Consider the following 13818-nt stretch of genomic DNA (forward strand, 5'->3'; position numbering starts at 1 on the left):
GGCTTCCGCCGTGATGACCGCCCGGGTGGGTTCCGTCGGGACGACCGTGACGACCGTCCGCGCCGTGACGACCGTCCCTCGGGCGGCTACGACCGTGGCGGCCGTGACGACCGTGGTGGCTTCCGCCGCGACGACCGCCCCTCCGGCGGCGGCTTCCGCCGCGACGACCGCCCGTCGGGCGGCTACGACCGCGGTGGCCGTGACGACCGTGGCGGTTTCCGCCGCGACGACCGCCCCTCGGGCGGCGGTGGCTTCCGTCGCGACGACCGGGGTGACCGCGGCGGCTTCCGTCGTGACGACCGCGGCGGCCGCGACGACCGGGGTGGCTACCGCGGTGGCCGCGACGAGCGCGGCGGCCGGGACCAGGACGACCGCCGTGGCAACTACGAGCCGGTCAAGCGCCTGCCGATCCCGGAGGACGTCACCGGCTTCGAGATCGACGCGGACGTGCGCCAGGAGCTCAAGAGCCTGCCCAAGACGCTCGCCGACGACGTCGCCCGCAACCTGGTGATGGTCGCCCGCCTGCTCGACAGCGAGCCGGAGGAGGCCTACCAGTACTCGCGCGTCGCGCTGCGGCTGGCCTCGCGCGTCGCCGCCGTCCGTGAGGCGGCCGGTTTCGCCTCGTACATGACCCAGCGTTACTCGGAGGCGCTGACCGAGTTCCGCGCCGCCCGCCGGATGACCGGCCGGGCGGACCTGTGGCCCGTCATGGCCGACTGCGAGCGCGGTCTCGGCCGCCCGGAGCGGGCGCTGGCGATGGCCGGTGAGCCCGAGGTCAAGCAGCTGGACAAGGCCGGCCAGGTCGAGATGCGCCTGGTCGCGGCCGGCGCGCGCAGCGACATGGAGCAGTTCGACGCGGCCGTCGTCACCCTGCAGAGCCCCGAGCTGGCCTCGCCGGCCGTGCACCCGTGGACCGCGCGTCTGCGGTACGCCTACGCCGAGGCGCTGATCGCGGCCGGCCGTGCCGAGGAGGCCCGCGACTGGTTCGCCAAGGCGGTCGAGGCGGACACCGACGGCACCACCAACGCCGCCGAGCGCCTCGCCGAGATCGACGGCGTGGAGTTCGTGGACGCCCTCGACCCGGAGCTCGCCGAGGAGGAGGCCGAGGAGGCCGCCGCCGAGCCGGCCAAGCGCAAGGGCGGCGAGGCCTCGGACGACGAGGTCATCTACGAGGACGACGAGGACGTCGAGGAGTACTACGACGAGGACGACCTGGAGATCGACGAGGACTTCGACGGCGTGGTCCCCGGGCGTGCCCCGGCCGCCGAGAACGCCGAGCAGGCCGAGCAGGCCGACGAGTCCGGCAAGTAAGCGCCTGACCTGACCGACGAGTGAGGCCCTGCCGCGCCCCGGGAGATCCCGGAGTACGGCAGGGCCTCACTGCGTGTCGGCCGGGTCGCCGGCCGCGGGGCGGGGCGGGGCGGGGCGGGTGTCAGCCGAGTTCGAGGTTGCGCAGCACCAGCCCGGTGGCCGGCTTGGGGCCGAAGGAGGTGGACTTGCGCGGCATGGTGACGCCCTGTTCGGCGAGCCGGCGGACCACGCTCTCGCGCACCGGGTGCAGCAGGACGGCCGTTCCGCCGGAGCGGGCGGCCTCGCGTTCGGCGGCGGCCGCGGTGTGCAGGTAGCCGATGTCGTCGGGGCTGTCCGGCACCCGCCAGGTGTGGTCGAGCAGGGTGGCGTGCAGCACGGTGGCGTCCAGGTGGCGCCACTCCTCGGGCTTGTCGTGCGGCACGGTGGCGTCGAGCAGGGTCTCGTCGGGGTCGCCGACGAGCCGGTAGACGCCGTCCCCGCCGGTCAGCAGGAAGCTGCTGCCGCCGTGGCGCTTCTGCTCGGCGAGGGCCTGCAGGGCGGTCTCCAGCGGGCCGGGGACCTCCTTGACCTGCCACTGGTCGCCGAGCCGCCGCAGGGCCTCGGCGACCGGCAGCCGGTACAGCACCCGGTGGATGGCCCGCACCCGCAGCGGGTAGCGGGCGGTGTCGACCAGCAGCACCAGGCCGCGGTCCCAGGGGCTGCGCGGCAGGTGGCGGTGCTCGCGCTGGAGCCGCAGGTACATCTCCCAGCGGTGGTGGCCGTCGGCGATCAGGGCCCGGCAGGTGGCCAGGTCGCGGCCGACGGCGGTGATCTCGGCGGGGTCGGTGACCGCCCACAGCCGGTGATGGGTGCCGTCGGAGGTGGTGGTGGTGAGCAGCGGTTCGCCGCGGACGGCGCTCTCGACGACGTCGGAGGCCCCGCCGTCGCCGCGGTAGGTGAGCAGCAGCGGTTCGAGGTTGGCCCGGGTGGTGCGCATCAGGCCGACCCGGTCGGCGACCGGCCGGGGCATCACGTCCTCGTGCGGGAGGACCACGCCGGCCTCGCTGCCGCTGACGGCGAGGGCGCCGATCAGCCCGCGTTGCAGCAGCTCGGGGGTGTCGCCGGTGGCGGGCACCCGCTGCTCGTAGACGTACAGCGCCGGGACCGGGTCGGCGGCCAGGACGCCCTCGCGCTGCCACTCGCGCAGCAGCCGGGCGGCGTGCCGGTAGCGGGTGTCGCGGTCGGGGCGGTCGCCGGTGTCCTCCGGTTCGGGGCGCGGCAGGATCAGCCGGACGACGTTGTGCGGGTCGGCGGTCTCCAGGTCGAGCCGGCGGCCGGGGTCGACGACGTCGTACGGCGGTGAGGTGACGGCGGCCAGGGCGCCGACCCGGTCGGGGACGTACCTGAGGCCGCGGAAGGGGGACAGGGACAGACCTGCGGTGGCGACGTGCCCGGGATCGCCGGGGCCGCCGTGCGGAGACTCCGCTCCGCTTTCTGCACTGGGTGTGCTCATTCTGGGCATCGTAACCGGGTACGCGTTGTTCAGAGATCGGAACACCCGGCCGGTCCGGCGGGCGGGTGTCGTGACCGAGGGCGAGGTACGGCGTGGACGAGCGCGACGAGCGGGTGGACGACGGTGCTGGTGGCAGCGCTGCCGGGGCCGTCGGCGGCGGTGTGCCGGAGCAGCAGCGGCGGTCCGGGGAGCCGGAGGGCGACGTCTACGAGTGGTTCCGCCGGGGTGTGAAGCTGCTCGCCCAGGGCAATCCGGCGGCGGCCGAGCAACTGCTGGCCCGGGCGGCCGCGGCGGAGCCGGCCTCGCGCAGCATCCGGGAGGCGCTCGCCCGGGCGCAGTACGACGCGGGCTCGTACGCGGCGGCGCTGGAGAACTTCCGGGCGGTGGCGCTGGCGGATCCCTCGGACGACTACGCTCAGTTCGGGTGGGGTGTGGCGGCGGCCCGGCTGGGGGACTTCGAGACCTCCGCCGAGCACCTGGCGCTGGCCGTGGCGATGCGGCCGGACACCGACCACTACCGGGCGGCGCTGCGGCAGACCCGGGCGACGCTGGCGGCCCGGGCCGGGGCGTTCGGCCCGCTGCTGCCGGGGGCGCCGGGGTACCTGGAGCCGCCCCGGGAGGCGGCGCAGGAACCGCCGCGGGGCCGGGATTCCGGGCCGGAGCCGGGAACCACGGCGGGTCCGGAGCCGACGGATGAGCGGGACCGGCAGGACGGCTGAGCCCGGACGGGCGGCACCCGCCGCGACGACGGCACCCGATGAGCACGACGGCACCGACGAGCACGACGAGCACGACTGACGCGATGAGTGAGGTAGAGCAGGCATGACCGAGACGGCCACCCCCGTGCGACGGACCGCCCCGGGCGGCAGTGAGCTGCCGCTGACCGAGGCGTACGACACGGCGCTGCTGGACCTCGACGGCGTGGTGTACGCCGGACCGAACGCGATCGAGCACGCCGTGGACTCGCTGGCGACGGCCCGCGCGGCCGGGATGCGGCTGGCGTACGTCACCAACAACGCCTCCCGCCCGCCGCGGGTGGTGGCCGCGCACCTGAGCGAGCTGGGCGTGCCGGCCGAGGCGGAGGACGTGATCAACTCCGCGCAGGCGGCGGCCCGGGTGCTCGCCGAGAAGCTGCCGGCCGGGGCGAAGGTGCTGGTGGTGGGCGGCCTCGGGCTGGAGGAGGCGCTGGCCGAGCGCGGCCTGGTCGCCGTCCGCACGCTGGCCGAGGAGCCGCAGGCGGTCGTCCAGGGCTTCGACGCCTCGGTGGGCTGGACGCACCTGGCGGAGGCCTCGTACGCGGTGCAGTCCGGGCTGCCGTGGGTGGCGTCCAACACCGATGTGACGGTCCCGACCGCGCGCGGGATAGCGCCCGGCAACGGGATGCTGGTGGCGGCGGTGCGGGCGGCGACCGGGGTGGAGCCGGAGGTGGCGGGCAAGCCGCTGCCGCCGATGCACCGGGAGACGGTGCTGCGGACGGGCGCGAAGCGGCCGCTGGTGGTCGGCGACCGGCTGGACACCGACATCGAGGGCGCGTTCAACGGCGGGGTGGACAGCCTGCTGGTCTTCACCGGGGTGACGACGGCGGCGCAGCTGCTGGCGGCCCCGGCCGAGCACCGGCCGACCTATCTGGCGGCCGACCTGCGCGGACTGCTGACCGGGTACGCGCCGGTCACCGCGCAGCCGGGCGGCGGGTTCTCCTGCGGCGGGTTCACCGCGGTGGCGCAGGACGGCGTGCTGCGGCTGGAGGGCGTCGGGGCGGACCGCTGGGACGGGCTGCGGGCGCTGTGCGCGGCGGCGTGGACGGCGCTGGACGCGGACGGCGGGCCGGCGGACGGCCGGAAGGCGCTGGCCGAGCTGGGGTTCTGAGCCCGGTGCGGTGACCGGGCGGGTCAGAGCAGGGTGCGCAGCCGCAGCAGGTCGCGGAAGCCGGCCTCCAGCCTGACCCGTCCGGTCGCCCAGGCGGACGCGAAGTTGAGCCCGCCGTCGACCAGGGCGACCAGGTCGTCGCTGCTCATGGTGAGCCGGATGTCGGCCTTCGCGGCGGGGACGCCGGGGGCCTCCCGGAGGCCCTCGATGCTGCCGCCGCGCAGCCGTCCGGTGAAGGTGAGGTCGAGGTCGGTGATCCGGCAGCTGAGCGAGCGGTCCAGCTCGGCGGCCTTGCGGACGTCGCCGGTGGCCTTGGCGACGTTGCGGCTGAGCTGCTCCAGCGCCTGGCGGCACTCCTCGGCGTCGGCCATGGCGGCGGATCCCCTCCTTCTGCGGGCCGCGGCGCCCCGGCGGGTGGCCGGGCCCGGCGGCGGGTGACTGCCGGGCCACGGTACCGCAGGACGTGTTTGGCGGTAGCGTCGTCCGTGGGATGCCCGGATTCGTCCGGGCGTCGACCCGACGGAGCGATGCGCGCAGGCGAATGGGAGGCACCCGGATGCTGCCGAGGACGGTACGAGGAGCGGTCACGGCCGCGGCCGTACTGGTGGAGGAGGTCGGCAAGCGGGTCGTCGGGACGGCGGCCGGCCTGCTGGAGAAGGGCGGGATCGACGTCGCGGAGGTGGAGCGACGGCTGGGCGGGCAGTTCCCGCCGTCGGCGAAGTCGCTCCAGACGCTGGCCGAGGAGGCGGTGACCGCCGGGCGGGCCGGTGTGGACCTCGCGGTGGGGGTGGCGCGCGGTGAGGTGGAGAAGGCCTTCGAGCGGGTCGGCGACCAGGTGACCAAGGTGGGTGTGGTGCTGGCCTACCTGGAGAACAAGCTGCGGGAGGTCGAGGAGGACGACGCGGTGGGACGGGACGGGTCCGTGCCGCCCGCGCCGCCCGCGCCCCGGGCCGGCGGGCTGTTCGAGGAGGGCTGGGAGCGGGAGACGGCGGCTTCGGCGGAGGCCGAGCGGATAGCGGTGGACGAGCCGGTGGAGGTCGACCCGCCGGTGCCGCCGGCCGCGGCGGCCACCCCGGCCGCCCCGGTGGTCCCGACGGCCCCGGTGGCCCCGACCGTGACGGCGGCTCCGGCCGAGAAGGCGGCCGCCCGGACGCAGCCCGCGAAGAAGGCCGCGGCGAAGAAGACCGCCGCGGCGAAGAAGACGGCGGCCAAGAAGACCGCCACGGCGAAGAAGACCGCGACGAAGAAGGCGGCCACCGGGAAGACCACCGCCGCGCCCGAGACCGGCGGGGCCGGCCGGGACCAGCCGCCCGCCAAGCGCACCGCGCCCGGGAAGACCACCGTGCGCCGGACCACCACGAAGAAGCCCGATGCCTGATCCGCAGACCCGGCCCGACCCCACCGCCACCGCCCCCGACCCGGCCGACGGGCCCCTGCCGGGCACCGGCGAGCCGCTGCCGCTCGGCGTCGACCTGGCCCCCACCGGGCACCCGGCGGTCGACGCCGCCCTGGCCCGGCTGGAGGCACTGGACGGGGTGCCGACCGACGCCCACGTCGCGGTGTACGAAGATGTCCATCAGCGGCTGGCCGACACGCTGGCCGCCCTCGACCGGGACTGACCGGGCGAACGAGAACCATCCGTAGGAGCTGAAACACCAGTGGCAGTGGCACGACGCCGACTCGACGCGGAGCTGGTCCGCCGCAAGCTGGCCCGGTCGCGGGAGCACGCCTCCGAGCTGATCGCGGCCGGCCGGGTGACCGTCGGCGGGACCACCGCGACCAAGCCGGCCACCCAGGTGGAGACCTCGGCGGCGGTCGTGGTGGCCAAGGACGAGAACGACCCCGACTACGTCTCGCGCGGCGGCCACAAGCTCGCCGGGGCGTTCGCGGCGTTCGTCCCGCAGGGCCTGGTGGTCGAGGGCCGCCGGGCGCTGGACGCGGGCGCGTCCACCGGCGGGTTCACCGATGTGCTGCTGCGCGCCGGGGCCGCCCACGTGCTGGCGGTGGACGTCGGCTACGGGCAGCTGGCCTGGTCGCTGCAGAGCGACGAGCGCGTCACCGTGATGGACCGCACCAACGTCCGCGAGCTGACCCCGGAGATGATCGGCGGCGACCGGGTCGACCTGGTGGTCGGCGACCTGTCGTTCATCTCGCTGGGCCTGGTGCTGCCCGCGCTCTCCGGCTGCGCCGCCGAGGACGCGGACCTGGTGCTGATGGTCAAACCGCAGTTCGAGATCGGCAAGGAGCGCCTCGGCAGCGGCGGGGTGGTGCGCAGCCCGCAGCTGCGCGCCGAGATGGTGCGCCAGGTGGCCGCGCAGGCGTGGGAGCTCGGACTGGGCGTGCGCGCGGTCACCGCGAGCCCCCTGCCCGGACCGTCCGGGAACGTCGAGTACTTCCTGTGGATGCGCCGGGACGCGCCGCCGCTGGACCCCGCGGAGGCGGACCGGGCCGTCGCCGAGGGCCCCCGATAGGGTGCTCTGCGGACGTCCGGTCCGTCATGCTGGGTGGCGCGGCCGTACCGGGCCGACGAGGACCCGGCCGGCGTAGGGAGAGGGCAGCGGGCATGAGTGATGAACGTACGGTCTTCCTGATCGCGCACACGGGCCGTGAGGCGGCCCTGCGCAGCGTCGAGGGACTGGTGCACGGCCTGCTGAAGGCGGGGATCCGGATCAGACTGCTGGCGGCCGAGGCGGTCGACCTGGACCTGCCGGACGGCGTCGAGACGGTGGCCGGGGGGCCGGGCGCGGCGGACGGCTGCGAGCTGATCCTGGTCGCGGGCGGGGACGGGACGCTGCTGCGCGGGGCCGAGCTGGCCCGTGAGCACGGCCTGCCGATGCTCGGCATCAACCTGGGCCGGGTCGGTTTCCTGGCCGAGGCGGAGCGGGACGACCTCGCCGTGGTGGTCGAGCGGGTGGTCGACGCCGATTACGAGGTCGAGGAGCGGATGACCCTCGATGTGATCGTCCGGACCAACGGCGACGTGGTGCACCACGACTGGGCGCTGAACGAGGCCTCGATCGAGAAGGCGGCCCGGGAGCGGATGCTGGAGGTGGTGACCGAGGTGGACGGCCGCCCGGTGTCCAACTTCGGCTGCGACGGGGTGGTGTGCGCGACGCCGACCGGCTCGACCGCGTACGCGTTCTCCGGTGGCGGGCCGGTGGTCTGGCCGGAGGTGGAGGCGCTGCTGATGGTGCCGATCAGCGCGCACGCGCTGTTCGCCCGCCCGCTGGTGACCTCGCCGGACTCGGTGCTGGCGGTGGAGGTGCAGCCGAAGACCCCGCACGGGGTGCTGTGGTGCGACGGCCGGCGCTCGGTGGAGCTGCCCGCCGGGGCGCGGGTGGAGGTGCGCCGGGGGCAGACGCCGGTGCGCCTGGCCCGGCTGCACCGGGCGCCGTTCACCGACCGGCTGGTGGCGAAGTTCGCGCTGCCGGTGACCGGGTGGCGCGGCCGGGCCGACACCCACTGAGCCGACCGGACCACCGAAGCCGCCGGGCCCACGCGGCCCGGCGGCCCGGCGGGCGGTCAGACCGCGAGGGGCTGGGTGTCGTCGGCGCCCTGCCAGCGCCCCTCGTCCTCGGCGCGCGCGGCGACCTCGGCGAGCCGCCGGACGGCGTCCGGCACGGCCGGGGCGGCCGTGGTGAGCGGGATCCTCAGGTGGTGCTCGAAGGCGCCGTCGGAGCCGAACCGGTTGCCGGCGGCGATCCGGACCCCGGCGCGTTCGCCGGCCCGGGCCAGGGCCGCGCCGGAGACCCCCGTGGTGGCGACCCAGAACGCCAGGCCGCCCGGCGGCAGGGTGAACCGCCAGTGCGGCAGCTGCTCGCGCAGGGCGGCGGCCAGCGCCCCGGCGGTCTCCCGCAGCCGGTTCAGCTGGTGGGCGCGGACGGCCGGGAGGTCCTCGGTCAGCAGCTCGGCGGCGATCAGCTGGTCCAGGACGGGCGCGCCGACGTCGCTGTGGACCCGGGCGGCGGCCAGCCGGCGGACCAGGGAGGGCGCGGCCCGCACCCAGCCGATCCGCAGGCCGCCCCAGAGCAGCTTGCCGGCCGAGCCGACGGTGATCACCTGGGCGGCGCGGTCCAGGGCGGCCGTGGGACGGGGCGGGGCGACCCCCTCGGGCAGGCCCCAGCCGAGTTCGGCGGTGGTCTCGTCGGCCAGCACGACGGTGCCGGCGGAGCGGGCGGCGGCGAGCAGCTCGCGCCGCTGCTCCTCGTCGATCAGCGTGCCGGTGGGGTTGTGGAAGTCGGGGATCACGTAGGCGGCCTTCGGCGCGGCCCCGCTCAGCACCCGGCGCCACTCGGCGAGGTCCCACCGCTGGGCGGGGGTGAACGGGACCGGGACCAGCCGGGCCTCGGCCAGCCGCAGGGCCTGGAGGGTGTGCGCGTAACTGGGCGCCTCGACGGCGACCCGGTCGCCGCGGCCGAGCAGGATCTGGCGCACCAGGTGCAGGGCGCCCATCGCGCCGATGGTGATCAGGATCTGGTCGGGGGTGGTCGGCAGTCCGCGCTCGGTGAAGCGGCGGGCCACCGCCTCGCGCAGCACCGGGACGCCGGTGGGGTAGTGGCCGTGCCCGGCGGCGTACGCGGGCAGCTGCTCGACGGCGCGGGCGGCGGCCGCGGACAGGAAGGGCTGCGGGGCGGGCAGGGCGGCGACGCCGAGGTCCAGGATCCGGCCCTGCTCGTCCGGCGGGACCGGGTGCAGGGCGTCGCCGGGCGGGGCGGAGCCCTCGGGCAGGGCGGTCCAGCTGCCGGAGCCGCGGCGGCTGCGCAGGTAGCCGTCAACCCGCAGGGTCTCGTACGCGGTGGCCACGGTGGTGCGGCTGAGCCGCAGGGCGACGGCGAGCTCGCGTTCGGCGGGCAGCCGGGCGCCGACCGGCAGCCGGCCCTCGGAGACCAGCAGCCGGATCCGGGCGGCCAGCGCGCGGTACGCGGGGCGGCGGGCGGCTCCGGGCGGCTCGGGCAGCCGGGCACCGTCGAGCAGCCGGGCGAGTGCCGGGGAGGTCACGGTGGTCTGCCAGTCGGCCATGCTCATCAGTCCACTTGGTGGGGATTGGCCCTGTCGAGGGCCGTATTGGCCTGGCCATCATGGCAGGGCGGCCGTAACGTCCGCCACCGCCGGGCACGTGTCGCGGGCGGTGCAGCACCACCTGCCCGGAGATTCCATGGCCACCCCCACGAGCACCCGCCCCTCGCCGTCCCCGTCCACCGCCGCCCCCGGGCGGCCCGGCCCCGCCGCCCGTGTGCTGGGCGACACCCACGCGCTCGGCCGCCGGCTGCCGCAGCTGTTCGCGGGCCTGGCGCTCTACGGGGCCAGCATGGGCCTGATGCTCCGCTCCGGCCTCGGCCTGGACCCCTGGGACGTCTTCCACCAGGGCCTGCAGCGCACCGCCGGGCTCTCGGTGGGCGCCTGGGTGACGATCTGCGGCGCGCTGGTGCTGCTGCTGTGGATACCGCTGCGCCAGCGGCCGGGCGTCGGCACCGTCGCCAACGTCCTGGTGATCGGCGCGGCGATGGACGCCACCGCGCGGGTCGTCGACGGCCCCGGACCGCTGCCGGCACGGATCGCGCTGATGACCGCGGCGATCGTCCTCAACGGCCTGGCCACCGGCCTCTACATCGGCGCCCGGCTCGGCCCGGGCCCGCGCGACGGCCTGATGACCGGCCTGCACCGGCGCACCGGCCGCTCGCTGCGGCTGATCCGCACCGGCATCGAGCTGTCCGTGCTCGCCGCGGGCTTCCTGCTCGGCGGCACGGTCGGCGCCGGCACCGTCGCCTACGCGCTGGCCATCGGCCCGCTCGCGCAGTTCTTCCTGCCCTGGTGCACCGTTCCCGCCGCGGAATCCGGCGGGGAGCCCGCCACCGGGCCGGAAACGGCGGCCGCACACGCCCGGAACGGATGAACTTCGCGGCACGGAGTTGCCGCGCGGCGTTGTCGCTCGTCGCGCGGCGGGGGCGGAACCTCGTAAGGTCGTCTCCGTGTTGGACGAGATGCGGATACGGGATCTTGGGGTCATCGACGACGCGGTCGTCGAGCTCGCCCCCGGCTTCACCGCCGTGACCGGCGAGACCGGCGCCGGCAAGACCATGGTGGTGACCAGCCTCGGCCTGCTGCTCGGCGGCCGCGCCGACCCGGGCCTGGTGCGCAACGGCAGCGCCCGCGCGGTCGTCGAGGGCCGCCTCGAACTGCCGCCCGGCTCCCCGGCGGCCGCCCGGGCCGTGGAGGCCGGCGCCGAACTGGACGACGGCGCGCTGCTGATCAGCCGGACCGTCTCCGCCGAGGGACGCTCACGCGCCCACGTCGGCGGCCGGTCCGTCCCGGTCGGCCTGCTCGCCGAACTCGGCGAGGACCTCATCGCCGTGCACGGCCAGACCGACCAGCAGCGGCTGCTGCGCCCGGCCCGCCAGCGCGGCGCCCTCGACCGGTACGCCGGCGAGTCCGTCGCCGAACCGCTGGCGCGCTACCGCGAGGTCTACCGCCGGCTGCGCGAGGTCTCCACCACCCTGGAGGAGCTGACCACCCGGGCCCGTGAGCGCGCCCAGGAGGCCGACCTGCTGCGCTTCGGCCTCGACGAGGTCGCCGCCGCCGAGCCGGTGGCCGGCGAGGACGAGGAGCTGTCCGCCGAGGCCGAACGGCTCGGCCACGCCGACGCGCTCTCCTCCGCCGCCACCCTGGCGCACGCCGCACTGGCCGGCGACCCCGCCGACCCGGAGGCCCTGGACGCGGGCACCCTGCTCGCCCAGGCCCGCCGCGCGCTGGACGCCGTGCGCCACCACGACGAGCGGCTCGCCGCCCTCGCCGACCGCCTCAACGAGGTCGGCTACCTCCTCGCCGACGTGGCCGGCGACCTCGCCGGCTACGCCGACGACCTGGACGCCGACCCGGTCCGCCTCGCCGCCGTCGAGGACCGCCGGGCCGTGCTCGCCCAGCTGCTGCGCAAGTACGGCGGCCCGGAGAACACGCTGGCCGAGGTGGTCGCCTGGGCCGAGACCGGCTCCGCGCGGCTCGCCGAACTCGACGGCGACGACGACCGGATCGACGAGCTCGGCGCCCAGGAGACCGCGCTGCGCACCGAGCTGGCCGACCTCGCGGCCGAGGTGTCGGCCGCCCGCCAGGCCGCCGCCGGGCGCTTCGCGGACGCCGTCTCCGCCGAACTCGCCGAGCTGGCCATGCCGCACGCCCGGGTCACCTTCTCGATCACCCGCCTCGACGACCTGTCCGGCATCGAGATCGAGGGCCGGACCGTCGCCTACGGCCCGCACGGCGTGGACGAGGTCGAGGTGCTGCTCGCCCCGCACCCCGGCGCCCAGCCCCGGCCGATCGCCAAGGGCGCCTCGGGCGGTGAGCTCTCCCGGGTGATGCTCGCCGTCGAGGTGGTCTTCGCCGGCGCCGACCCCGTCCCCACCTACCTGTTCGACGAGGTGGACGCGGGCGTCGGCGGCAAGGCGGCGGTCGAGATCGGCCGCCGGCTCGCCAAGCTGGCCGAGAGCGCCCAGGTCGTCGTGGTCACCCACCTGCCGCAGGTGGCGGCCTTCGCCGACCGGCACCTGGTGGTCGAGAAGACCCACGACGGCACCGTGACCCGCAGCGGCGTCAAGGTGCTGAACGACGAGGAACGGGTGCGCGAACTCTCCCGGATGCTGGCCGGCCTGGAGGACTCCGAGCTCGGCCGGGCGCACGCCGAGGAACTGCTCGCCGCGGCCCGCGCCCCCCGCCGGCGCTAGCGCCGGACGGCCGTCCGCGGCAGCCGGGCGGGCCGCGCGGCACGCGTGCGGCGCCGGTCCGCCCAGGCGGCCCCGCGGACCGGTCGCGACGCGCCCCACCGGGGGCGCCGACTGTCCAAGAGGGCCGCCGACCTGGCATGGTGGCCGCTGGACACTGGCCTTCCTGTCCCGAGCGCCGCCGGCGGGAAACCCCCGCCCGGGGCGCGCGTAGCTGATCGAATCGGATGCGAGACGACGTGGACCATTCCGCCGCCCGGGCCGTCGCGGCCACCCCCGAACCGGGGCAACTGAACGTGGTGCTCGTCCTGGCCGCCAGTTCGGGCGGCATCGGCGCGCACGTGCGCTCCCTGGCACAGGGCCTGGTCGCGCACGGAGTGGGCGTCACGGTGTGCGCCCCCGCCGCCGCGGACGCGCTGTTCGGCTTCTCCCGCACCGGCGCCCGGTTCCACCTGGTCGACATCACCCCGACCGCGGGCGCCCGCAGCGACGCCACCGCCATCGGCGAACTGCGCCGCGCCTTCACCGGCGCCGACGTGGTGCACGCCCACGGGCTGCGCGCGGCCCTGCTCTCCGACCTCGCGCTGCGCACCGCCGGCCGCTTCCCGGGCCTGCGCCCGGAGACGCCGCTGGTGGTCACCGCGCACCACGCGCTGCTCGCCACCGGCATGGAGCGCCGCCTCCAGCGGCTGATGGAGCGCCGGGTGGCACGCGCCGCCGACCTCGTCCTCGGCGCCTCCTCGGACCTGGTGGCCCGGGCCCGGGAGCTCGGCGCCACCGACGCCCGGCTCGGCCCGGTCGCCGCCCCGCCGATGCCCGAGGGCCGGCTGGGGCGGGCGCGGGCCCGGGCCGAGCTGCTCGGCGGGGGGCCGGACCGCCCGCTGGTGCTGGCGGTCGGGCGGCTCGTGCCGCAGAAGGCCTTCGGCCTGCTGCTGGACGCCACCCGGGAGCTGTCCGCGGCGGACCCGCAGCCGCTGCTGGTGCTCGCCGGGGACGGCCCGGAGGCCGCCGGGCTGCGGGAGCGGGTCGCCGCCGAGAAGCTGCCGGTGCGGCTGCTCGGCTACCGCACCGACGTGCCCGACCTGCTGGCCGCCGCCGACGTGCTGGTGCTCCCCAGCCGCTGGGAGGCCCGGTCGCTGGTGGTCCAGGAGGCGATGCGGGCGGGCGTGCCGGTGGTGGCCACGGCCGTCGGCGGCATCCCCGAGCTGGTCGGCGACGCCGCCGTGCTGGTCCCGCCCGGGGACGCGGCCGCGCTCGGCCGGGCCGCCCGCGAGCTGCTGGCCGACCCGGCGCGCCGCGAGCGCCTGGTGGCGGCCGGCCGGCAGCAGGCGGAGACCTGGCCGGACGAGGCCGCCACCGTCGCCCAGGTGCTCAGCACCTACGACGAACTGGTGCAGCGCAACCGTTAGGGTCCGCCCTCCGGATCACGCCGGGCGT

The 13818-nt window shown here is 76.6% G+C and carries 13 protein-coding genes; 10 read left to right on the forward strand and 3 right to left on the reverse strand.

The features are described from left to right. Positions 1-402: 402 nt before the first annotated feature. On the forward strand, positions 403-1311 hold the full coding sequence (locus ACFVVL_RS33590; protein WP_387682069.1) for a hypothetical protein: 909 nt from the start codon (positions 403-405) through the stop codon (positions 1309-1311). 121 nt (positions 1312-1432) lie between these two features. Here ACFVVL_RS33590 and ACFVVL_RS33595 read toward each other — a convergent pair whose 3' ends face one another. After that, positions 1433-2803: a DUF1015 family protein gene (locus ACFVVL_RS33595; RefSeq protein ID WP_387682019.1), complete on the reverse strand. Its 1371-nt coding sequence runs from the start codon at positions 2801-2803 to the stop codon at positions 1433-1435. Positions 2804-2895: 92 nt separating this feature from the next. Here ACFVVL_RS33595 and ACFVVL_RS33600 point away from each other — a divergent pair, with 92 nt between their 5' ends. Further along, positions 2896-3522 (forward strand): tetratricopeptide repeat protein, encoded by a 627-nt coding sequence (locus ACFVVL_RS33600; RefSeq protein ID WP_387682022.1) that lies wholly within the window; start codon positions 2896-2898, stop codon positions 3520-3522. A gap of 103 nt (positions 3523-3625) precedes the next feature. Next, positions 3626-4669 (forward strand): HAD-IIA family hydrolase, encoded by a 1044-nt coding sequence (locus tag ACFVVL_RS33605; RefSeq protein ID WP_387682025.1) that lies wholly within the window; start codon positions 3626-3628, stop codon positions 4667-4669. A gap of 23 nt (positions 4670-4692) precedes the next feature. Here the strand turns inward: ACFVVL_RS33605 and ACFVVL_RS33610 are convergent, their stop codons facing one another. Then, positions 4693-5040, reverse strand: a complete 348-nt coding sequence (locus tag ACFVVL_RS33610) for an SCP2 sterol-binding domain-containing protein (RefSeq protein WP_387682028.1) — start codon at positions 5038-5040, stop codon at positions 4693-4695. A gap of 185 nt (positions 5041-5225) precedes the next feature. Here ACFVVL_RS33610 and ACFVVL_RS33615 point away from each other — a divergent pair, with 185 nt between their 5' ends. The 4 genes from ACFVVL_RS33615 to ACFVVL_RS33630 all read left to right on the forward strand — a co-directional run bounded on the left by ACFVVL_RS33615 (position 5226) and on the right by ACFVVL_RS33630 (position 8135). Further along, on the forward strand, positions 5226-6047 hold the full coding sequence (locus tag ACFVVL_RS33615; RefSeq protein WP_387682031.1) for a hypothetical protein: 822 nt from the start codon (positions 5226-5228) through the stop codon (positions 6045-6047). Further along, positions 6040-6288 (forward strand): hypothetical protein, encoded by a 249-nt coding sequence (locus ACFVVL_RS33620; RefSeq protein ID WP_387682034.1) that lies wholly within the window; start codon positions 6040-6042, stop codon positions 6286-6288. Before ACFVVL_RS33615 ends, ACFVVL_RS33620 begins: the two co-directional genes overlap by 8 nt. Before the next feature lie 45 nt (positions 6289-6333). Then, positions 6334-7140 carry a TlyA family RNA methyltransferase gene (locus tag ACFVVL_RS33625; protein WP_380295802.1) on the forward strand — a complete coding sequence of 269 codons (807 nt, stop codon included), beginning with the start codon at positions 6334-6336 and terminating at the stop codon, positions 7138-7140. A 92-nt stretch (positions 7141-7232) separates the two neighbouring features. After that, positions 7233-8135, forward strand: a complete 903-nt coding sequence (locus ACFVVL_RS33630; protein WP_380295785.1) for an NAD kinase — start codon at positions 7233-7235, stop codon at positions 8133-8135. A gap of 56 nt (positions 8136-8191) precedes the next feature. On the opposite strand, the gene ACFVVL_RS33635 is transcribed toward ACFVVL_RS33630, so the two are convergent. Further along, complete coding sequence (locus tag ACFVVL_RS33635; RefSeq protein WP_387682037.1) at positions 8192-9688, reverse strand: PLP-dependent aminotransferase family protein; 1497 nt, start codon at positions 9686-9688, stop codon at positions 8192-8194. A gap of 136 nt (positions 9689-9824) precedes the next feature. Between ACFVVL_RS33635 and ACFVVL_RS33640 the strand changes: the two genes are divergently transcribed. The 3 genes from ACFVVL_RS33640 (at position 9825) to ACFVVL_RS33650 (ending at position 13790) form a co-directional block, all read left to right on the forward strand. After that, the gene (locus ACFVVL_RS33640) at positions 9825-10562 is read left to right on the forward strand and encodes a YitT family protein (protein ID WP_380295788.1); all 738 of its coding nucleotides are present in this window, start codon (positions 9825-9827) and stop codon (positions 10560-10562) included. An 88-nt stretch (positions 10563-10650) separates the two neighbouring features. Further along, on the forward strand, positions 10651-12384 hold the full coding sequence (recN, locus tag ACFVVL_RS33645) for a DNA repair protein RecN (RefSeq protein WP_380295804.1): 1734 nt from the start codon (positions 10651-10653) through the stop codon (positions 12382-12384). Between the two features lie 236 nt (positions 12385-12620). Continuing rightward, the gene (locus ACFVVL_RS33650) at positions 12621-13790 is read left to right on the forward strand and encodes a glycosyltransferase family 4 protein (RefSeq protein ID WP_387682040.1); all 1170 of its coding nucleotides are present in this window, start codon (positions 12621-12623) and stop codon (positions 13788-13790) included. Positions 13791-13818: the final 28 nt, after the last annotated feature.

The sequence above is a fragment of the Kitasatospora sp. NPDC058115 genome (assembly GCF_042884635.1).
GTDB lineage: Bacteria > Actinomycetota > Actinomycetes > Streptomycetales > Streptomycetaceae > Kitasatospora.

Bases quoted from the DNA above. Each gene is read 5' to 3' on its own strand.
- ACFVVL_RS33595 (WP_387682019.1), bottom strand. From the start codon at position 2,803: ATGAGCACACCCAGTGCAGAAAGCGGAGCGGAGTCTCCGCACGGCGGC.
- ACFVVL_RS33605 (WP_387682025.1), top strand. From the start codon at position 3,626: ATGACCGAGACGGCCACCCCCGTGCGACGGACCGCCCCGGGCGGCAGT.
- ACFVVL_RS33610 (WP_387682028.1), bottom strand. From the start codon at position 5,040: ATGGCCGACGCCGAGGAGTGCCGCCAGGCGCTGGAGCAGCTCAGCCGC.
- ACFVVL_RS33615 (WP_387682031.1), top strand. From the start codon at position 5,226: ATGCTGCCGAGGACGGTACGAGGAGCGGTCACGGCCGCGGCCGTACTG.
- ACFVVL_RS33620 (WP_387682034.1), top strand. From the start codon at position 6,040: ATGCCTGATCCGCAGACCCGGCCCGACCCCACCGCCACCGCCCCCGAC.
- ACFVVL_RS33630 (WP_380295785.1), top strand. From the start codon at position 7,233: ATGAGTGATGAACGTACGGTCTTCCTGATCGCGCACACGGGCCGTGAG.
- ACFVVL_RS33635 (WP_387682037.1), bottom strand. From the start codon at position 9,688: ATGGCCGACTGGCAGACCACCGTGACCTCCCCGGCACTCGCCCGGCTG.
- ACFVVL_RS33640 (WP_380295788.1), top strand. From the start codon at position 9,825: ATGGCCACCCCCACGAGCACCCGCCCCTCGCCGTCCCCGTCCACCGCC.
- recN (WP_380295804.1), top strand. From the start codon at position 10,651: ATGCGGATACGGGATCTTGGGGTCATCGACGACGCGGTCGTCGAGCTC.